The organism is Anaerovibrio sp. JC8 (assembly GCF_002100115.1).
GTDB lineage: Bacteria > Bacillota > Negativicutes > Selenomonadales > Selenomonadaceae > Anaerovibrio.
On record NZ_ANBM01000005.1, the window covers coordinates 171832 to 192959 of the forward strand.

The 21128-nt window shown below is 47.4% G+C and carries 18 protein-coding genes; 5 read left to right on the forward strand and 13 right to left on the reverse strand.

Features of this window, described 5'->3' with window-relative positions:
* Positions 1-47 precede the first annotated feature (47 nt).
* Together D081_RS06545 and dapB are read right to left on the reverse strand one after the other, a co-directional pair.
* Positions 48-1085 carry an aspartate-semialdehyde dehydrogenase gene (locus tag D081_RS06545; RefSeq protein ID WP_085023382.1) on the reverse strand — a complete coding sequence of 346 codons (1038 nt, stop codon included), beginning with the start codon at positions 1083-1085 and terminating at the stop codon, positions 48-50.
* 27 nt (positions 1086-1112) lie between these two features.
* Positions 1113-1904, reverse strand: a complete 792-nt coding sequence (dapB, locus tag D081_RS06550; RefSeq protein WP_085023383.1) for a 4-hydroxy-tetrahydrodipicolinate reductase — start codon at positions 1902-1904, stop codon at positions 1113-1115.
* A 155-nt stretch (positions 1905-2059) separates the two neighbouring features.
* Between dapB and D081_RS06555 the strand changes: the two genes are divergently transcribed.
* Positions 2060-2857, forward strand: coding sequence for a tRNA 2-thiocytidine biosynthesis TtcA family protein (locus D081_RS06555; protein ID WP_085023384.1), 798 nt, complete (start codon positions 2060-2062; stop codon positions 2855-2857).
* 69 nt (positions 2858-2926) lie between these two features.
* Here the strand turns inward: D081_RS06555 and D081_RS06560 are convergent, their stop codons facing one another.
* The 7 genes from D081_RS06560 to D081_RS06585 form a co-directional block, all read right to left on the reverse strand.
* Entirely contained in the window at positions 2927-4555 is a 1629-nt protein-coding gene (locus D081_RS06560; RefSeq protein ID WP_085023385.1) for a GGDEF domain-containing phosphodiesterase, read from the reverse strand.
* Positions 4552-5916, reverse strand: coding sequence for an MFS transporter (locus D081_RS06565; RefSeq protein ID WP_085023386.1), 1365 nt, complete (start codon positions 5914-5916; stop codon positions 4552-4554). Before D081_RS06565 ends, D081_RS06560 begins: the two co-directional genes overlap by 4 nt.
* 143 nt (positions 5917-6059) lie before the next feature.
* Positions 6060-8015 (reverse strand): methyl-accepting chemotaxis protein, encoded by a 1956-nt coding sequence (locus D081_RS06570; protein ID WP_085023387.1) that lies wholly within the window; start codon positions 8013-8015, stop codon positions 6060-6062.
* Between the two features lie 199 nt (positions 8016-8214).
* Positions 8215-10830, reverse strand: a complete 2616-nt coding sequence (gene alaS, locus D081_RS06575; RefSeq protein ID WP_198941967.1) for an alanine--tRNA ligase — start codon at positions 10828-10830, stop codon at positions 8215-8217.
* A gap of 163 nt (positions 10831-10993) precedes the next feature.
* Positions 10994-12052 carry a restriction endonuclease subunit S gene (locus D081_RS06580; protein ID WP_085023389.1) on the reverse strand — a complete coding sequence of 353 codons (1059 nt, stop codon included), beginning with the start codon at positions 12050-12052 and terminating at the stop codon, positions 10994-10996.
* A 7-nt stretch (positions 12053-12059) separates the two neighbouring features.
* The gene (locus tag D081_RS12635; protein WP_158087584.1) at positions 12060-12215 is read right to left on the reverse strand and encodes a hypothetical protein; all 156 of its coding nucleotides are present in this window, start codon (positions 12213-12215) and stop codon (positions 12060-12062) included.
* A gap of 149 nt (positions 12216-12364) precedes the next feature.
* On the reverse strand, positions 12365-12553 hold the full coding sequence (locus D081_RS06585; RefSeq protein WP_085023390.1) for a hypothetical protein: 189 nt from the start codon (positions 12551-12553) through the stop codon (positions 12365-12367).
* A 362-nt stretch (positions 12554-12915) separates the two neighbouring features.
* Between D081_RS06585 and D081_RS06590 the strand changes: the two genes are divergently transcribed.
* The 4 genes from D081_RS06590 (at position 12916) to D081_RS06605 (ending at position 16548) form a co-directional block, all read left to right on the forward strand.
* Positions 12916-13638 carry a thiamine diphosphokinase gene (locus tag D081_RS06590; protein ID WP_085023391.1) on the forward strand — a complete coding sequence of 241 codons (723 nt, stop codon included), beginning with the start codon at positions 12916-12918 and terminating at the stop codon, positions 13636-13638.
* Between the two features lie 354 nt (positions 13639-13992).
* Positions 13993-15057 (forward strand): branched-chain amino acid aminotransferase, encoded by a 1065-nt coding sequence (locus D081_RS06595; RefSeq protein ID WP_085023392.1) that lies wholly within the window; start codon positions 13993-13995, stop codon positions 15055-15057.
* Between the two features lie 79 nt (positions 15058-15136).
* A complete protein-coding gene (locus tag D081_RS06600) occupies positions 15137-15907 on the forward strand; it encodes a cyclase family protein (protein ID WP_085023393.1) in 771 nt (256 codons plus the stop codon).
* 32 nt (positions 15908-15939) lie between these two features.
* Positions 15940-16548 carry a peroxidase-related enzyme gene (locus D081_RS06605; RefSeq protein WP_085023394.1) on the forward strand — a complete coding sequence of 203 codons (609 nt, stop codon included), beginning with the start codon at positions 15940-15942 and terminating at the stop codon, positions 16546-16548.
* A 92-nt stretch (positions 16549-16640) separates the two neighbouring features.
* Here the strand turns inward: D081_RS06605 and D081_RS06610 are convergent, their stop codons facing one another.
* The 4 genes from D081_RS06610 to rplT all read right to left on the reverse strand — a co-directional run bounded on the left by D081_RS06610 (position 16641) and on the right by rplT (position 21126).
* Positions 16641-18590, reverse strand: a complete 1950-nt coding sequence (locus D081_RS06610; RefSeq protein ID WP_158087585.1) for an FAD-dependent oxidoreductase — start codon at positions 18588-18590, stop codon at positions 16641-16643.
* A 37-nt stretch (positions 18591-18627) separates the two neighbouring features.
* Positions 18628-19812, reverse strand: coding sequence for an aminotransferase class V-fold PLP-dependent enzyme (locus tag D081_RS06615; RefSeq protein ID WP_085023396.1), 1185 nt, complete (start codon positions 19810-19812; stop codon positions 18628-18630).
* Positions 19813-19859: 47 nt separating this feature from the next.
* Complete coding sequence (locus tag D081_RS06620) at positions 19860-20690, reverse strand: RNA methyltransferase (RefSeq protein ID WP_085023397.1); 831 nt, start codon at positions 20688-20690, stop codon at positions 19860-19862.
* A gap of 82 nt (positions 20691-20772) precedes the next feature.
* A complete protein-coding gene (gene rplT, locus D081_RS06625) occupies positions 20773-21126 on the reverse strand; it encodes a 50S ribosomal protein L20 (RefSeq protein ID WP_027396133.1) in 354 nt (117 codons plus the stop codon).
* Between the last annotated feature and the right edge of the window lie 2 nt (positions 21127-21128).

The window sequence follows — 21128 nt, forward strand, 5'->3', positions numbered from 1 at the left end:
CAAGCAGTAGTCCGTGAAAACAATTTAAAGTTAATTCCTAATGGATATTAAGCCTTAATCATATCATGCTCAATCATGTATTCTGCAATCTGGAGGGCATTGAGAGCTGCACCCTTGCGGATCTGGTCACCGCATACCCAGAAGTTCAGACCATGGTCAATGGAATAATCCTTGCGGATACGGCCTACCTCTACATCATCCTTGCCGGAGGTCTCCAATGGCATTGGATATTCCTGCTCGTCAGGATTATCTCTGAGGGTAACACCAGGGAACTTGGCCAGAACCTCCCGGGCCTTCTCCACAGAAACCTCGTCCTCAAACTCCACGTTTACGGACTCGGCATGGCTGCGGTATACAGGCACGCGGATAGTAGTAGCAGTAATACGCATATCCTGGTCATTCATGATTTTCTTGGTCTCGTCGATCATCTTCATCTCTTCCTTGGTGTAGAGATTTTCCTTGAAGACATCGATCTGAGGAATCAGGTTGAAGGCAATCTGATAGTGCTTCTTCAGTGCAGCACCTGGCAGAATGTTGGCCACAACCTCCTTGCCCTCGTTGATATCCTTAACCTGCTGCTCCAGCTCAGCCATAGCTTCCTTGCCACCGCCGGATACAGCCTGATAGGTGGATACAACCACACGCTTAATCTTGGCTACATCATAAAGAGGCTTCAGAGCCATAACCATAATAATAGTAGAGCAGTTTGGATTGGCAATAATGCCCTTGTGCCAGGAAATATCCTCAGGATTTACCTCCGGCACAATCAATGGAACCTCAGGGTCCATGCGGAAGGTACTGGAATTATCAATAACGATGGCACCAGCCTTGGCAGCAGCAGGACCAAGGGTCTTGCTGATGGAACCACCGGCAAACAGTGCAATATCTACATCATTGAAGGAGTTCTCTGTAGCTTCCTCAACGGTATATTCCTTGCCCATAAACTGGATTTTCTTGCCGGCAGAACGCTTGGATGCAAGCAATTTTAGATTGGCAAACGGGAACTTGCGCTCCTCGATAAGATTCAAAAACTCCTGTCCAACGGCACCAGTAGCACCCAGAATGGCAACATTGTAATTCTTCATACTTATATTTCCCCCTTAAAATGGACCTTAATCCATAAACTTATCCAACCCAATAATGAGACCCTTGTGACCCAAAATACTCTTTGCTGCCAGACAAACTCCCGGCATAAAGGATTCACGGTTCAGAGAATCGTGGCGAATGGTAAGGGTCTGACCCAGACCACCGAAGATAACCTCCTGATGGGCCACATAGCCTGGCAAGCGGACACTGTGAATATGCATGCCATCCACATCAGCTCCCCGGGCCCCGGCAACCTTTTCCTTTTCCTCAGGATTACCCTGTACATGGGCCTTGCGCACCTCGGAAATCAGGGCCGCAGTCTGCAGTGCAGTACCGGATGGAGCATCCAGCTTCTTGTCGTGGTGAAGCTCAATAATCTCCACCTCCGGCATATATTTGGCTGCCTGCTTGGCCATCTGCATCATGAGAACAGCACCGATGGCAAAGTTTGGCGCAATGAATACCGGAGTATCGTTGGCCTCAGCCAGTTTGGCCAGCTCCTGCTTCTGTCCATCGGACAGGCCGGTAGTACCAATTACTGGTGCCACTTTATTATTAAGGGCCACCTGGGCACTGCCAAACACCACATCAGGAATTGTAAAGTCCACCATTACCTGTGGCTTTACAGCATCAATAGTAGCCTGTAAGTCCTTGGTAAAGCTGACACCGCACTTGGCCAAGCCAACTGTTTCTCCCGCATCACCTTCACCTACTATATCAACGGCGCCCACCAGCTCCAGGTCCTTATCCTCAAGAACGGCCTTTACCACTGCCTGGCCCATGCGGCCGTAGGCACCATTTACCAATACTTTTATCAAAGTACAACCCCTCCGTAAAATTATGATTGTCCACTGCTGACGCATATAGACATCACATAATATTTTATATACAATGGTACTGTTTGGCAAGAAAAATTTCGTATTTTTCCATTTGCAGAGTACAAGTGTCTACTTCAAGAAAGGTTGCGTTACATTTGAGAATAAATCTTCCCCAACTTTATTTCAGTAAGCTGATGCGGGCCATTACTGAATTTGAACTTATTGAAAACGGGGACAATATAATGATTGGCGTATCGGGGGGCAAGGACAGCATCTTTTTGGCCTACGCCATGGCCATGATGAAGCAGCGGCTGAAAAAGGATTTCAAGCTGAAGGCCGTTACCATTAATCCCATGTTTTCCGATAACTTTGGCGACGGAGTGGAGCGTATCCGTGCCTTCATGCAGGAGCTGGATATTCCCTTTGATACCATTGATGTTGATATTGCAGGAACCATCGAGGCCCAGAACGGCAAGGACCCGTGTTATTCCTGTGCCTTCTTCCGTCGGGGCGCAGTAAACCGCTTTGCCAAGGAGCATGGCTGCAACAAGGTAGCCTACGCCCATCACCATGATGATGCGGTGGAAACCTTCTTCATGAGCCTGCTGTATTCCGGCCAGATTCACACATTTACCCCAAAAACTTATCTGGATAAAATGGACGTTACAGTTATCCGTCCCCTGGTGTACTTTAGGGAGCAGGAAATCATTGATGCCATTGAATATCACGGTTTTAAGCCTGTGGCATCCCCTTGTCCTTATGACGGACACACCATCCGCCAGACCGTCAAGGAGCTTATACAGACCATGAGCAAGGATAATCCTCAGCTATATCCCCATCTTGCCTCCGCCATGAGGGAAAATGCCGTGGGAGAGCTATGGCCGGCTCCAAAAAACCGCCAGGAAATGAAAAAAGCCTATTACAGTTATATGTATGGGAATAATAATGGCTGAACATACTGCTTTTCAGCATACAAAAAGGACTGCGACATTTTTATGTCTGCAGTCCTTTCTTATATTGTCTTATTGTGCTGGATTCAGCATCTTCTCGTAGTCCTCTACGCAAAGCGGTCGGCTGAAATAATAGCCCTGTATCATATCGCAGCCCAGATCCTTTAAGATATCCACCTGGAATTTTTCTTCTATGCCCTCGGCCACAGTCTTGATGCCCAAATCCTTGGCCATCATCATCATATAGCGGACAACGGCAAGATCCTGATTGGACATATTGAGGGTCATGGAATCAAAGAAGCTCTTGTCAAACTTCAGGATATCCAGCGGAATTCTGTTCAGAAGCCCCAAAGAGGAACAGCCTGTTCCAAAATCATCCATGGCAATCTTGAAGCCCAGCTTGTGAATCTCATTAATAAAGTCTATTACCACATCTTCATCAGTACCAGTGGAGCTTTCCAGAATCTCAAACTCAATCAGATCCTGCGGTATATCGAAGAGAAACAGCTTTTCCTTTACAAACTGCAGATATCCTGCCCCGTTCTGCATGGTTGGTCGGGTCACATTTACGGAAATCGGATGGATTTCCAGTCCCTTGGAGCGCCACTCACAAATGTTCTGGCACACCAAATCCATTACGTGCATATCCAGACGCACTGCATTGCCATCCCGTTCAAACAAAGGAATAAATTTCCCCGGCGGCATAAAGCCCATTTCGGCACTGTTCCAGCGGATAAGGGCCTCCGCACCACCATGGACGGCCTTGTCCCCTCCAATATAGAACTTTGGCTGATAATACATCATGAATTCGCCACGTTCAATACCGATAAGGAAGGCATCCTCAATTTTCTTGTCCTCAAAAAGCTCCCGGCGCATGCTCTCGTCAAAAAGATGAACAGTGTTGATATTTTCGCTCTTGCCCCGTTTCCTGGCAATATTGGCATCATCCGCAAATCTGGCTGCCAGCTCCCGACATCTTTCCTGAAGCTCCTCTGGGGTACACCCCGCCAAATCATTGCGCAGATCCTTGGCACAAATACGTATACCACCGGCGGAGAAGGAAATCATGTGGTTATATATGCCACCATTTAAATCTCCTTGAATATCCTCGTCATTGGTGGAAAGCAAATCGATGGACACATTATCAAGTATGCTGCGAATACGTCTGTAATCGCTGTCCCTATCCTGACTCTTCAAAAGCAGATAGAAAACATCATCATATATACGGTAGCACTGCTCCCCTTCCTTAAGGTTATTGGAAAGCATTTCACCCACCATGCGGATAATCTTTGTACCACCGGCAAATCCAAATACGTCATTTACAGTCTTGAACTTATCAATATCCAGGGTCACCATAATGTAATCCTGGTTATCGTCGCCTTGAGAAAGAAGATCCAAAAAATCCTCATTGTACCCCACTATGCTTGGCAGCTGGGTAACATGATCCTTTATATCACGCTCATGATACTCATGGAGTCTCTTCTTTTCCGCCAGTATGGAATAGCCGGCATTAATGGCCACCAGCAAAAATACAACCACCAGGCCCTTGTTTAAATAGTTGGCCACGGCCAGGGATTCAGCCTTTGGCAAAACCGACATCAGCTGAAATTCCATGTAGTTGCTGAGAGCAAAAAGCACAACGCTGGTAAGAATAGCCAATATTATAATCATGTTGCTTCGCTGCTTTAAAATCTTTATCATATGGAAGTTTGCCCCTCCTTCTTTTTTCTGGCCAAGGAAGCCATTATGCCGAAAACACAAATAAATGAGAAAATCCTGAATATCATCTGAATGGCCTCCAACAAGGCCTCATTATCTGCACCGGTCACTGACTGAACCGCATTTACATCCATGATAATGGTTACTATGGCCATCGAAAAGGCCTGGCCAATAAGCCTCATGGTAGCCAGCAGGGAAGATGCGGTACCATAATACTTAGGCTGGCAGGCTCCTAAAATTGCATTGTTGTTCGGTGAGGAAAATAATGCAAAGCCTATACCAATCACCATCAATATCAGCCCCACAAGCACCAGGGAGCTGTCCCTGTGAAGCCACGACAGGGCAAACAGTCCCACGCTGTTAATAGCCATTCCCACGGAAGCAACTACCCCCGGATCAATTCTGTCAGATAAGGCCCCGGCCTTTGGTGACAAGGTAGCCATCATAAAGAACTGCAGCAGGATGACACCACCGGCCACCGTGGCACTCAGACCACAGATAACCTGCAAATACATGGATACCAAAAAGCTGATTGCAAAGGTTGCGGCATAATGGAGCATAGCCGCCAGATTGCTGCATGTAAACACCCGGTTTCCAATAAACAGATTTACATCCAAAATAGGGTGTTTGGTCTGACGCTCCACATATATAAATACTCCCAAAGCCACCAAACCGGCAATAAAGAGATAAATTCCCAGAGTATCCGTAATTTTCGAAAAACCATACAGAATCATGGGTATGGTTATCATATAGCAGAAGCTGCCCTTATAGTCAAAGGGTGCCCCCCTGTCTCCATACCATTCTTCCTTTACACGGAGCATGAAAATCAGCCCCGAAGCTGCCACAGCTCCCGTAATCAGAAAAAACCAGCGCCAGCCCAAATACTCACATATCAGACCGCCAAGGGCCGGTCCACAGGTCAGCCCCACGTAAACCGAGGCTGTCTGATACCCCAAAATGCGTCCCCGCTCCTTTTTGTCAAACACCGAAGCCAGTACTGCCATTCCGGGGCCAAAAACCATGGCCATGAGCCCCCCCTGTATAAATCGTATATCCATGAGAAAATCTATAGAGGGGGCAAAGCCTGCAATAAGCAATGTAATGGAGAACATGACTATGCCGATTTTATAAAGCCGCTTTCTTCCTAAAATATCGGCCGCCTTGCCCAGGGGCAGATTAAATATGGCTGAACCAAACAAATAGGCCGCTGCTACCCAGCTAAGGTCCCCTGTCATAGCATCAAAATCCCGACCTATGGAAGGAAGGGCCACGTTAATGCCACTGCCCACCATGGAGCCAATGAAAGATGTTATCATAACTGCATATAAAACGTACTTCTGCAAGTCATCATCCCCCGTACTTCTCTTAAGTATAATTTTACAATAAATTAAACTAATATTCTACGATATTAAGGAAATAGATTTGTTTACTTGCAAAAAAATACCAGGCTACTGGCATAGCCTGGTATAAAAATAATTATACGGAATTAATATTTAAACTTGCGGGCCTCCACATTAAGCTCCTCTGCCAGCTCAGCCAGTGAATGGGCTGCTGCAGCAATTTCTTCGTTGGAAGCGGACTGTTCTTCTGTAGCTGCCGAAATTGTCTGGATTTGACGTGAAGTATCACGGCTAACCTTATCAATGGATTCAACGGCATCTACTATGCTATTTGCACCATCGGATACAGTGCTAACAGAAGAATCAATTTCCGTCATCTGATCGCTGATATTGCCAACCTTATTCATGATAGCCCGGAACTGCTCACCTACGTTGCGGATGGCTTCAATACCTTCCTTAACATCATTGGTACCAGTTTCCATGGTCTTAACAGCCTTTTCGGTCTCGCCCTGAATACCGCCAATGCGGGTTCTGATTTCTTCCGCAGACTCCTGGGACTGCTCAGCCAGCTTGCGAACCTCCTCTGCTACTACAGCAAAGCCACGTCCTGCCTCGCCAGCACGGGCTGCCTCAATAGCTGCATTCAATGCCAGGAGGTTTGTCTGTTCAGAAATAGCGGTAATGGCATCTACAATCTCACCAATCTGCTGTGATTTCTCACCCAACTGAGCAACAACAGCAGCAGACTGAGTAACGCTCTGCTCGATGTTGTTCATCTTGGATACAGCATCTTCCATCAGTCTTTCACCCTTTTCTGCAGCCTCTGCAGTGGAATTGGTGGCCTCTGTAACCTTCTTTGCCTTTTCAGCCATGCTGTTGATATCATTGTATACCATATCAACATTATGCTTGGCGGTATCAATGTCCATAAGCTGACTTTCAGTACCATTGGCTACTTCGCCTACAGTCTCAGCCACATTTACGGAAGCATCTGCAGACTGGCTGGCATTGGCCGTAAGCTCCTCAGAAGCATTTGCCACCTTGCTGGCTGTCTCGGTAATTTTCTTAATAGTACCTCGCAAATGATCCTGCATCCTATTGAAGGAATTTGCCATATCTCCCAATTCATCACCAGAAGTTACATCTACATGGCGGGCATTGAGATTACCAGCTGCCATGCCTTCAATTGCAACCTTCAAGGAACCTGCCACAGACTGGAGCTGGTTACCAAACATCATGCAGGCGGCAAGAATAAGGAGAATACCAATTATGGAAACAACGATAAACTTGTTACGCAGGGAGGTAACAGGAGCAAAAACAACATCCTTGCTTACAACTACAGTTGCAATCCAACCGGTGGTGTCCAAGGTGGAATAGGCTATTACATCATCGCCATCTACAAAGAAGCCTTCACCATTCTTTGTCATCTCAGCAAAATGACTACCCCAATGCTTTTTATCTACTTTTTCCAATGGAGCTGTATCATCATTGGCACCAATAATAACACCAGACTGTTCAATAATATAGCCTACGCCTTCACCACGATACTTAAAATCCTCAACCATTTCTTTTACGCGGGCAATCTGCACATCTTCACAGATAGCACCGGTAAAGCCACCCTCACCAAAAAAAGGTGTAATACAAGAAATAACCAAGGTATGGGTAATGGCATCCTCGTATGCCTCGGTTACAAAGGTTTTCTTTTCGCCCATGGCCTTTTTGTACCAAGGTCTGGTGGTAGCATCAATTACACCGGTGATATCGCCGTCCTTGAAGCTCATCAAGGCACCATCCTTATGGGCTGCAATCATACCCAAAATAGTAGGATCATCGCCACCCATGGCCAGATTACTCTTGGTCATAACAGCCTCATGGGAACCGCCGGCACTGGTTATAACCTGGCCAGCAGCCGTGGACATGGATTTACGTCCTTCTACCCACTCACCGATTTCACCCTTTTCAGCCTGAACCACGGCCACCAGCTCTGCCTCAACGCTTTCTTCCACTGTATTATTGGAGGAAACTAAGCCCACAATGGAGATAATTGCCATCAGCAGGCCACAGCCCACAGCAAGCAGAGCAAATTTTTGTTTTAATCGCATACTCATTCACCTTCCTAGATAAAATGATTAACCAAGATAGTTGCATTAACAAACTTTTTCCTTACATCTTCTATAATTCGACACATTAGTTATAATTCCTTTAAATGAGTCCAATCAATTTTAACTTTTAAAAAGTACACAAAAAAAGCTGGAAAGCATTGAATTATCAAAGCTTCCAGCTTTTTAAAATCATTATATCTTAGCCAACCTGAGCGGTCAATACTTCAATAGCCTTTTCCAAAGCAGCATTCAAATTCTCCGGCTTCTTGCCACCGGCCTGGGCCATATCTGGACGGCCACCGCCGCCACCGCCTACAACAGCAGCAGCTTCCTTGATAACCTTTCCGGAATGGGCACCCTTGGCCACAGCCTCCTTGGAGGCCTTAACTACCAGGTTCACCTTGTCACCATTAACAGTACCAAGTACAACTACACCGTTGGTAATCTTCTCGCAGGTCATATCAGCAATGCTTCTGAGGTCATCCATATCAGCAGCCTGTACAGCGGCAGCAATTACACTAACCTCGCCCACAGTCTTAACCTTGTCGGTGAGAGCCGCAGCATCAGCCTTGGCCTTTTCTGCATTGATAGCATCCAGCTGCTTCTGGAGCTCCTTGGCCTGGGCAGCCAATGCCTCAACATGGGATACCAGCTCGTCCTCACGGCACTTCAGGGCAGCCGCAGCATCAGATACCATCTTGGCCTTGTTATTGGCATATTCCAGAGCCGCACGGCCGGTAATAGCCTCGATACGGCGTACACCTGCAGCAACACCGGTCTCGGATACAATCTTAAAGAGGCCAATCTGACCTACATTCTTAACATGGGAACCACCGCAGAGCTCCATGGAGAAGCCAGGAACGCTTACCACGCGGACAACATCGCCGTACTTCTCGCCGAAGAGGGCCATAGCACCCTTTTCAACAGCAGCATCCTTGGACATTTCCTCGATAACCACGTCGGTACCCTTGAGGATTTCGTTGTTTACCAGCTCCTCTACATCAGCCAGCTGCTGAGCACTTACTGGCTCAAAGTTGGTGAAGTCAAAGCGGAGTCTGTCGCCATTTACGGAGGAACCAGCCTGGTTAATCTGGTCACCTACTACAGTCTTCAGGGCTGCCTGCAGCAGATGGGTAGCAGTATGGTTACGGGCGGAGGACAGCTTCTCAACCTTGTCCAGCTTAATCTGAACCTTGTCCCCTACCTTCAGCTGACCCTCTTCAACGTAAGACTCATGGTAAATAGTGCCATCTGGCAGTTTCTTGGCATTGGTAGCCTTAATACGGCCCAGCTCGCTGATGAACAGACCAGTATCACCTACCTGGCCGCCGCCCTCTGCATAGAATGGGGTAACAGACAGGATAATGCCTGCTTCCTCGCCATCCTGAAGGGAATCAACCAGAACGCCATCCTTCCAGATAGCCACAACCTCAGCCTCAGTAGCAGTTTCATCATGCTTCAGGGCTGCAGTATCAATATTTTTCAAATCTGGTACAGCAAAACGCTGATTTTCTGCACGGGCAGCTCTTGCACGGTCACGCTGCTCCTGCATTTCCTTGTCGAAGGCATCCTTATCGAACTCGATGCCATTCTCCTGCAGAATTTCCTCAGTCAGCTCCCAAGGGAAACCAAAGGTATCATAGAGCTTGAAGCTCAATGCACCATCGAGAACCTTCTTGCCGGCAGCCTTGGTCTCAGCCATATAGCCGTCCAACAGCTCCAGGCCCTGCTCCAGGGTAGCGGAGAAGCGGTCTTCCTCAAGGGAAATAACCTTCTTGATATAATCCTGCTTCTGGGCCAATGCCTCGAAATCGCTGGCACCGTCATAAATCTTGCAAACAGCATCCACTGCACCCTCAAGGAACTTGTCCTTGATGCCCAGCATGCGGCCATGACGGATAGCACGACGGAGAATACGGCGCAGTACATAACCACGGCCCTCGTTGGAAGGAAGAATACCGTCCATAATCATGATGCTCATGGAACGGGCATGGTCAGCAATAACCTTCAAGGATACATCCTTGTCTGCATCCTCACCGTACTTCACACCGGAAACCTTGGAAGCATACTCGATGATTGGGAACAGCAGGTCAGTCTCGAAGTTGCTTGGTACACCCTGGATTACAGAAGCAATACGCTCCAGACCCATACCAGTATCAATATTCTTGTTTTCCAAATCGTTGTACTGACCATCCTCAGTACGATCAAACTGGGTAAATACGTTGTTCCAGATTTCCAGATAACGGTCGCAGTCACAGCCTACAGCACAGTCAGGGCTGCCACAGCCGCGCTCCTCACCCAGATCGAAATAAATCTCGGTATCAGGACCGCATGGACCAGGGCCGATTTCCCAGAAGTTATCATCCAATGGAACGATGTGTGTTGGGTCGAAGCCAGGCTGCTCCTCCCAAATCTTGCGTGCCTCATCATCCTTTGGATAAATGGTAGCCCACAGCTTGTCCTTTGGCATTTCCAGAACCTCAGTAAGGAACTCCCAAGCCCAAGGAATAGCTTCCTTCTTGAAATAATCGCCGAAGGAGAAGTTACCCAGCATCTCAAAGTAAGTCTGATGACGGGCTGTGCGGCCCACGTTCTCAATATCACCAGTTCTGACACAGCGCTGGCTGGTGGTGATACGGTTGCGTGGCGGCTTAACCTTGCCGGTAAAATATGCTTTAAATGGTGCCATACCAGCACCAATCATTAACAAAGTTGGATCATTTTCAGGAATCAGAGAAGCACTTGGCAATCTCAAGTGGCCTTTCTTTTCAGCAAAGAAAGTAAGATAAGCTTCTCTAAGCTCATTACCTGTCATTTTCTTCAAAACAATCTACCTCCAAAGAATATGTAAATTATTAAGTATTCACACTAACTTTAAGATTATACCATATTTATTGGCCAATATGAAGATTTACACAAAAATAACTGCCGCATACAAGTATACAGCAGTTATTGATATTCCCGAATTTACAGTGGTATCACTGTAATATCTCTTTTACCAGATTAATGGCTGCTTCCTCACTGGAATCGTTGGTGCCCAGCTCTCCCCGGAAGGCCCGGGACAGAATGGCTTTTTTGATGATTCCGATGGAAGCAAGGGACTGCTCACAGGAAGCATTTACAGTACGCTCCTTGGCCAACAGATTACGCAATATAGATGATATTTCCTGCTGCTCATGCATAGTAGGAACAGAAACCTGTATATCCTGCTTTTCCTCCAACGCCAGTGTTTCCTCAACGGGCTGGGAATCAGTCTCCTGGGAATCAGCCTCCGGCTGTTCAACACAGTCTGACTTCTTCAGCCACTCCCTAAAAGGCTCATAAATATCCTCTGAGTCAAGGGATTTGGTGCACCAGCCATCGATTGAAACACCTTTGATTTTCCGCCAAAAAGAGGTCAATTTTCCGGTTACGCCACCATGGATAATGGCCTTTTTCCGCAGCTCTGCCCCATCCAATACACTTTGGATTTTTTCCTCTGCCGCATTCAAATCAGCAAGCATAGGCTCAATAAGTGAGGCAATCCGCTTCTGCTCAGGCACAGGTGGCAAAGGAACAGGCATATTGCCCAAGGCCTTGCCGGCAAGCTGTATTGGCTTGGAGCTGCTTGCATTCTTGTACAGATAATCCTCAAAATTAAGAATCAAAAATTTGGTATACATACTATCAACAGCATTGCTTCTGATGGCGTTCATTCCACGGCCCAGACAATACTCCTTGTCTGCTACTACAGGCTTTCCAAGAATTACCTTGGCAGAAATCACCACATCCCCGGCCTGGGCCAATCTGGCAGCCGCCTTGGTATATTTTTCCGTCTCTATGGAATTATCCTTAAGCTCTCCCGCTCCGCTTATTACAGGAATACAGGAGGCATCCTCAGTTATATCATCTTTTTTGGGAGACTGCCCCAATATAATATCACAAACGCTTCCAAGTTTTGCCCAGCACCAGTTTTCCGGTATCTGATATGGCTGCTCCTCCACCGGCACCAGGGCATCCTGAAGCTTCTCTTCTAAAGTCAGTTGTTTTTTTGCCATTTCTATATTATCTCTCCAAAGATTCCAGGGTATTTACTACAGCTTTCATCAGGTTAGCAGCCTGCTCCAGCTGCCCAGCCGCCTCCCGTACAGCCTCCAGCGGATCAGGAAGCTCCTCAACAGCCACCCCGTTATCTATGTTCAAGCTCTCATCATTTTCCACGTATCTTCTCCTCCATAATCATAAATGCTACCCTTTATAATAATATATGTAATTGAATTTGACAAATAAAGTTGTACCATAAAAAGACAAATGCCGCTGACTCAAATTGAGCCAACGGCATTTCCTTTAGGAATTTTCAGTGCAATAAATTACATTTCCTTATGAAAACCGCAGCCATCAAAAGGTGCCTTGTCAAGCTGGGCCATCTGCGGACAGCGGCATTTACCATTACCCTGCTCGTACTCAATCATGGTTTCGTAGGTATCAATATAATGATGCTCCCCTCCCCAATATCTGCAGCTTGCACAAACCGTGGTTTCCTTATTAATTGTAGCCATATAAATTCCTCCTTGCCCGTATAAAATAATCACATTTGAATTTCAGCTTTCATCATTATTATACAAAATCCGCACAAAATATTATTAAACTGCTGGTTAAAATAATGCCCATCCAAATATAGTGCCCCAAAATGTAAAGAAAAAAGCAGCCCGAAGGCTGCTTAAAAATCAAATTATAAGTTTCTGGGTAATAGATTTAAAAAACTCTTTGCTCCAAATTTCGATAGAATCCGGATTACGAACAAATGGCAATACATCTTCTTTGGCCTGTGAATAATCAATGATTACAATTGCCATATTATTATGGCTGTAGTAGGATTATGATAGCGATGCAATACAAAGCAATACATTTGTGAGGTATTATGATTTCTAAAATAAAATTGCCAGGAATGACAATAGAATATACTGGTAAGATTCCAGATAACCAGCTGGTACTTGTTGGGGGTGGCAGGCAACCCGACAGACAGTGGCTAAAGACAGTAGCCACTGACAAGGAGCTGTGGTGCATTGACCACGGGATGGATATTTGCCATGAGCTGGGTCTGGTGCCGAAATATTTGCTGGGAGATTTTGACAGCTGTGCTTCTGATAGCCTGACTTGGGCAGAAGACCACGGAGCAATAATTGAGCGTTTTAATCCCCAAAAAGACTTTACGGATACCCAGGCGGCTCTTGCCAAGGCAAAAGAAGATGACCATTACACCATACTAACGGGTGCCCTGGGAAAACGCTTTGATCATACCTACAGCACAGTATATTCCTTTGGATATTCGGGAATCAAGGGCTGTATTGCCGACGAACAGGAGACTGTATTATTCCTCCACGACGGAGAGACTATCTCCATAACCTTGGACCACAACCCAAAGGCCATTTCCCTGCTGCCTATTACTGACACCATGCAGGGTGTTACCACCCGGGGACTGTACTGGGAACTTAAGGATGCCGAGCTGACCCAAAGCAGGCCTTATGCTGTCAGCAATATTCCAGCCCATAATACGGACCATACCGCTGCTACAGATGCCGGCACCTTTACTGTGTCAATAGCCAAAGGCATTTTGGCCCTATACATCTGCCAGACAGAATAATATACCGACTCAATTTACTATATTTTTACAATAAAAAAGCCCTATAGATAGACTTTGGATACGTACGGGAACAGTCTATTTATAGGGATTTTTTGTTTCACTCTAACTTTAATTATACCACATAAGTTAATTAATAACAAATTATGTCTTCCCCGCCTCTGTTTGTAGTATATTTTTAATACAAATGTATCTATGATAATTATTTTTTCCTAAAATAATTACAATTAACTCTACTTTTCATAAATATTTTTTGATATTTTTACAATTTTTTATTATAATTCTACTTGACATTTAATCATACAAGTACTATGCTTTGCATAGTATATATATATGTTTTATAAGGGAGTGTTGTTTATGGATATCAAAATTCAGCGTACCACCAAGCCAAAAACAAAACCGGACCAAAAGGCCCTGGGCTTTGGCAAATATCTCACTGACCACATGTTCCTGATGGACTACAATCCGGAGCAGGGCTGGCATGATTTCCGCATAGTTCCATACGGACCTATTCCCATGGAGCCGGATGCCGTGGCACTCCACTATGCACAGGAAACCTTTGAGGGATTAAAGGCTTACCGTTATCCAGATGGTTCCGTTCATCTCTTCCGTCCGGATATGAACGCCAAGCGTTTAATCAACTCCAATAAACGCCTTTGTATGCCGGAGGTTCCGGTGGAGCTTTTTGTGGAGGCTTGTAAGGCCATTGTCCGCGTGGATGAGGACTGGGTACCATCCGAGCCTGGCACTTCCCTTTATATCAGACCATTTATGTTTACCAGCGAGGGTCAGATTGCCCTGCATAACTGCACCCGCTTCACCTTCGCCATCATTCTCAGCCCTGTAGGAGCTTATTTTGCCGAGGGTATCAATCCTGTAAAGATTTTGGTTGAGGATGAATATGTCCGGGCCGTAAAGGGTGGCACTGGCTTTGCCAAGTGCGGTGGCAACTATGCCGGAGCCATGATTGGCCAGGAAAAGGCAGAAAGATTGGGCTATTCCCAAGTGCTGTGGCTGGATGGTGCTGAACGCAAATATGTGGAGGAAGCCGGTGGCATGAACTTTGTTTATTCCATTAATGGCGAATTCTGGACCGCCCCAACAGAGGGCACTGTTCTTCCTGGTATTACCAGAGATTCCATTCTCCACATTCTCCGTGACTGGGGTGTAACTGTCCGTGAGGAACGCATGGACATTGATACCCTGATGGCTGCCGGCCACGATGGCTCCCTGAAGGAAGCCTTTGCCTGCGGTACTGCGGCGGTAATCTCCCCGGTAGGTGCCCTAAACTACAAGGGTGATGAGGTTACCATCAACGATTTCACCATTGGTGAGCTGACCCAGAAGCTCTACGATTACCTCACCGGCATTCAGTGGGGCAGGGAAGAAGACAAATATGGCTGGACAGTAGCCATCAAATAACAATAACTGATAATCAACGTTTATTTTAATGATGCAAGAGGCTTTCACCCCCTATGCGCATTTTTTAGGAGGAATAATTATGGCTAACAATGAATTATGGAAACTGGTTGCAGATTTAAAGGGTCCTAAGTATAAGTGGGTAGACCTGACTCATGAGCTTAGCCCGGAAACACCCCACTGGTATGGCTTTAAGCCGCTCCAGCAGGACCTGTTGTTTGATTATCTGGATGGTACAGCAGAAGACAAGCTGGCCCCAATGCGGGTTTATCAGTACAGCGTGGCCGGTCAGTACGGCACCCATGTAGACGCTCCTGTACACTTCCACGACAAAGCCCGTTCCCTCAGTGAAATAGAGGTTGATGAGCTGGTATTCCCACTGGTGGTTATTGATAAATCTGCTGAATGTGCCGCTAATCCTGATTTTATTCTTACCATTGATGATATCAAGGCCTGGGAAAAGGAATATGGCAGGATTCCAGAGGGTTCCTTTGTTGCCTTCCGCTCCGACTGGTACAAGAAGTCCAATCTGGACAATCCGGATGAAAATGGTGTGCCTCACTATCCTGGCTGGGATGTGGCGGCCATTAAATGGCTGGTGGAAGAGCGCAACATTGGTGCCATTGGCCATGAACCGGCTGATACTGACCCTGGTTTCGTAACCACCAAGGAGGGTGCTTACCCATATCCAGGTGAACAGTACATCTTATCCGTGGACCGCTTCCAGATTGAGGTTATGCGCAATCTGGACCAGCTGCCACCAACCGGGGCCATTATCGTAACCGCATTCCCACGATTAAAGAATGCACCAGGCTTCCCAGCCCGTGCCTTTGCCATTGCACCTGTTGAATAAACTTTTATCTCGTTTTGAAAAGGAGACTTGATATGGCACTGAAATTTGATGAGCAGCTTTCCCGGCTGCAAAAGCCTGACCGGGCAGAAATGACCGATGAGGAATACAAGCTCTTTGACAAAAATGTCAAAGCCATGATGAAAAACTGGGGCTTCATTAATAATCTGTTTAAGATTTTGCCCCTTAATGCCAAGGAATACATCGGTTTTCTGAACCTCAAGCAGTCACTGTACAATGACACCTGCTATCTCACCGATGCCCAAAAGGAAATGATTGGCGTTGTGGTTTCTTCCTACAACTGCTGTCATTATTGCCTTACTACCCATGGAGATAATCTGCGGGGAATGTGGAAAAATGCCCGGCTGGTGGATACCATCAGCCACAACTATCGGGCTGCAAAATCTGAACTGTCCAAGGTGGACTATGCCCTGTGTGAGTACGCCTGGTATGTAACTGTTCATCCGCAGGAAATCGGCCAGGAACAGGTGGACAAGCTGCGGGAAGTCGGTCTTGATGACCATCAGATTTTGGAAGCCGCCTATGTGGCCGGATTCTTCAACTATACCAACCGCTGGGTAAGCACCATTGCTCCGGTGGCCAATCCTGGTCATTTTAGTCACAACCGGGATTTTGATGAATAATTTGCCTCTCCTGATTACCGTAATATAATACTCCACACTAAAAGGACTGAATCACTGCAATGGATTCAGTCCTTTTACTTGTCAATATTTACTTATCCCCGTATGGTATAGCCGGCCTCAAAGCCGTCCCTAATGGCATCTCCGATACGGCCGCCCCGACGGGCATCCCCCACAGCCCTGATTTCTGCCTCCGGAAAGGCCTCCTTAAGCTCATCAAAAATCTTTTTCCGTGGGCGAACTCCCAGGGCCAGCACCACGCTGTCTGCTTCAATTTGTATTTTTTCCCCACTGGACATATTTTCCACGGTTATATTGTTCCCATCTATGAACAACAACTTATGCCCCGCATATACCGCCGGCTTGTGGACAAGCAGCCGCCCCAGCTCGTCATTACGGATAGCCGGGAATATGCCAGGGCCAATTTCCGGAGCCATCTCCACCAAGGCTACCTCATGGCCGGCACTGCACAGCATTTCTGCTGTCTCAAGGCCTGTTAAGCCGGTTCCCACTACAGCAACCTTTCCTTTAGGCTGTACGGTCCCAGCCACCACCTCTTCAGCCAAATAGACATTTTCTCCGTCCACCCCCGGCAGCTTGGGAACCACCGGCTCCGCTCCGCAGGCCACAATAATGGCCCGTGGCTTTATGGCTTTGATTGCCTCTATATTGGCAGGCTGGCCCAATCTTATAGTAACCCCCAAGGAGTCCAGTTGAGCGGTCATGGTCCTGGTCAGCCTGGTCAGCTTATCCTTAAAGGCTGGCTTATCGGCAATATTCAGGGTACCTCCCAGCCTGTCAGACTGCTCAAATAAATGCACCTCAAAGTCCCGCAGGGCCAAAATACGGGCAGCCTCCATACCAGCCGGGCCACCACCAATTACGGCTACGGTCTGCCCCTTGCCATCCCGGGCCAGCTGTTCAAATTCGATTTCCCTTGCCGCCCGGGCATTAACCGTACAGCGGATAGGCATGGCATCCCGCAGCACCCGCTCCCGACAGTACAGACAGCCGATACACTGTCTTATTTCCTCAGACTTGCCCGTAGCTGCTTTCAACATAAAATCCGGATCTGCCAGCTGGGACCGCCCCAAACCAACAAAGTCACACACGCCTTCTGCCAACAGGGTCTCGGCAAAGGCCGGGTCCTTAATGGTATTGGTGGCAATAACCGGAATATTCAGAGCCTCTTTATAGGCCCTGGCCACATGCTTTTTCCACCCGGACTTATAGGAAAACGGCTCACAATTAGCATCGCCATTACGGGCACTGCCGTTGCTGATATTTATGGCATCAATACCAGCCTTTTCCAGCTCCTTGGCAATTTCAAGCCCTTCCTCCAGGGTCAAAAAGCCCTCCACCGGGGTCATTTCATCACCACACATGCGGACAATAACCGGGTAATTTCCATATCTTTCCCGTATGCCTGCAATAATCTCCGTCAGAAAGCGGGCTCTGTTCTCTGCACTGCCCCCATATTGATCCTGCCGCCGATTGTAGTATTTACTGAAAAACTGGGCAATAAGATAGCCGTGGGCCCCGTGAAGCTCCACTGCATCATAGCCTGCCTTCTTACAGCGTCCCACCGCTGCCAGAAATTTATCCTGCACCCGCTTTATATCCTCCAGAGTCATCTCCCTAGGTACCGGGCGGCCATCAGCTATTGGCACCGCACTGGGCGCCAGATTTTGTCTTCCCGTAAAGCTTGGATTTGAAGTTGCTCCCCCGTGATGAAGCTGGGCTACTATCTTGCAGTCATACATATGAACTGCATCTACCAGCCCCTCCATGGCGGCCGTGTGATAATCTCTGGCAATGCGTAAATTGTGAATGGAAGGGATGCTGTCCACATCATCCACTCCCGTGTATTCGTTGATTATCATGGCCAGACCACCCTTGGCCCGCTCCTGATAATACTTTATCTGCCGTTTGGTTACCAGCCCGTCCTTGTCGGCCAGGTCGGTAGCCATGGGCATCATGATACCGCGATTCTTTAACACCAGTGGACCAATTCGTCCTTCGGAAAATAGCTTGGGATAATTCATACTTACTTCCTCCCCGTCTTGCAGCCATCTTATTACACTAACAGTTGCCCCGCAGTATTTCATTGTCTATATTTTTAAGAACCCTGCGGTCAACCGTCTTCAGTGATGATATTAAAGCATCAATATCCTTTCGGGTATTAAACATACCAATACTGATTCTTACGGTACCATCATACTCCTTGTTGTTTAAATGTTTATGAATAAGACCGGCACAATGGTGACCGGCCCGAACAGCAATATCATATTTATAATCCAGTATGGCAGCCACCTCGTTGGCCCTGAAGCCCTTTATATTAAAGGAAATCACTCCAGCCTGGCTGGCACCCTTTGGTGCTTTGTAAATGGTGATATCCGGAATCAGCGGGAGCTTTTCCAGCAGATATTCTGTAAGCGCTGCCTCCTGCTGCCACGGCTCCACGGTTTTAAGCCACTCCAATGAGGCCTCCAGCCCTGCTATGGCCACGCTGTCCATGCTGGCACTTTCCAGCTTGGCCGGCATATATTGGGGCATCTCGGGATTTTCCGACTTGATGCCATTGCCCCCCACGATAAATTCCTGCAAATCCACCCCGTTTTTAATGTACATTCCCGCAATTCCAAAGGGACTATACAGGGTTTTATGTCCAGCAAAGGTAATCACATCCGCCATGGTCCGGGCAAAACGGATTTTCAGCAATCCCACAGCCTGGGCCCCATCCAACAGGGTAAAGGCACCATGCTCCTTGGCCAATAAAAATATCTCCCTGGCTGGGAGAACATAGCCCGTAACGTTGCTTATGGCCGTAATGCAGACCAGCTTTGGTGGATTTTCCTTAAAGGAGCCTTCGACTGCCCCCAAATCAATGGATAAATCATCCGCCAAAGGAAGCTCCCTTACCTTAATCCCCACCCGCTTCTGCAACAGATGCAGAGGGCGCAGCACTGCATTATGCTCATATGGTGATACATATACCACATCACCCCTGCTTAACCCCACTCCGTTAATAACCATATTAAGGGCGATGGTCACTGATGGGGTAAAGGCCACCTCAGCCTGTTCACGGGCATCTATAAGGCTAAGGAGCATATTTTTCACCCTGCCCATCATGGCAGTGGCCTCTCTGGCCGTCTTATAGGCTCCCCGGCCGGCATTGGCACCGGAGGTCCTGGCAAAATGGTCCACCGCCTGATAAACTGCCTCCGGCTTTGGAAAGGTGGTGGCACCGTTATCTAAATAAATCATACGCAGTCTCCTAATATCTTTCTCTTGGGTAAACTGCCCACTTCGTCTTAAAGGATGGAACGCTTTCTGAAGGCCTCATACAGCAAAATTGCCGCCGCAGCAGACACATTCAGTGATTCGGCCTTGCCGGTCATTGGAATAAATACCTTCTGGTCGGAATCCTCCAGCATTCTGGTGGAAACACCATTGCCCTCGTTACCGAAAATAATGGCACATGGGCTGACGTAATCTGCCAGATAATGCCGCACCGCAGTTTCGTCCAATGCTGTGGCAATAAGGGCCACCTCGTTATCGTGGCACACATCCAGCAGTTCCTCCGGATGAATGCCGGTCATCACCGGAATATTAAAAATCGAGCCCATGGAGGAACGGACCACCTTATCGGCAAAAATATCCGTGGTTCCTTCCATGCACACCACCCCGGAGCACCCCAGAGCATCGGCAGTACGGATAATATTCCCCGCATTGCCCGGATCCTGAACCCCATCCAGTACAGCGATTAATGGAGCCGCGGCGTCCTCATTATTTAATTTCAGAATTTCCTGCCATGTAAAGATGCGGAATCCCATTACCAGCATCAGGCCCTGAGGGGTTACCGTATCCGCCGCCTTGTTATACAGCTGATCACTTACAAGGTAGACAGGACAGCCCTTTTCCTGCAGCTGCTCCACCACAGCCACTGCTCTCAGATTTTCCAGGGCAGAATCAGAAATCAGGCCAAATTCCATAGGCCAGTCTGACTGGGCCGCCATTTCCACAAGGCGTACTCCCTCCGCCACAAAGAGATTCTCCGCTTTACGGTATTTATTGGTATGCAGCTTGGCTGCCAGCTTGATCTTTGCATTGCTGGAACTTTCAATCCGTTCAAGGTCTAACATGGCCTCAGCTCCTTTCTCTCAACATTTCCATTATACCACAAAATAAAAAGAGCTGCCCTAAGGCAACTCTTGTTATTTGATATTACAGGTTTTCCTTTGCAACTGCAACCATCTGAGCAAATGCGTTAGCATCGCTGATAGCCAGGTCAGCCAGCATCTTGCGGTTAACCTCTACACCAGCCTTGGTGAGGCCAGCGATAAGACGGCTGTAGGAAATACCGTTAGCGCGTGCAGCAGCATTGATACGAGCGATCCAGAGACGACGGAAAACACCCTTCTTCGCACGACGGTCACGACGAGCGTAGTAGAGAGCCTTCATAACGGTCTCATTTGCCTTCTTAAACTGCTTGCTCTTAGAGCCCTTGTAGCCCTTTGCTAACTTTAAAATCTTATTATGACGTCTATGTGCAGTCACGCCGCTTTTAACTCTTGGCATGT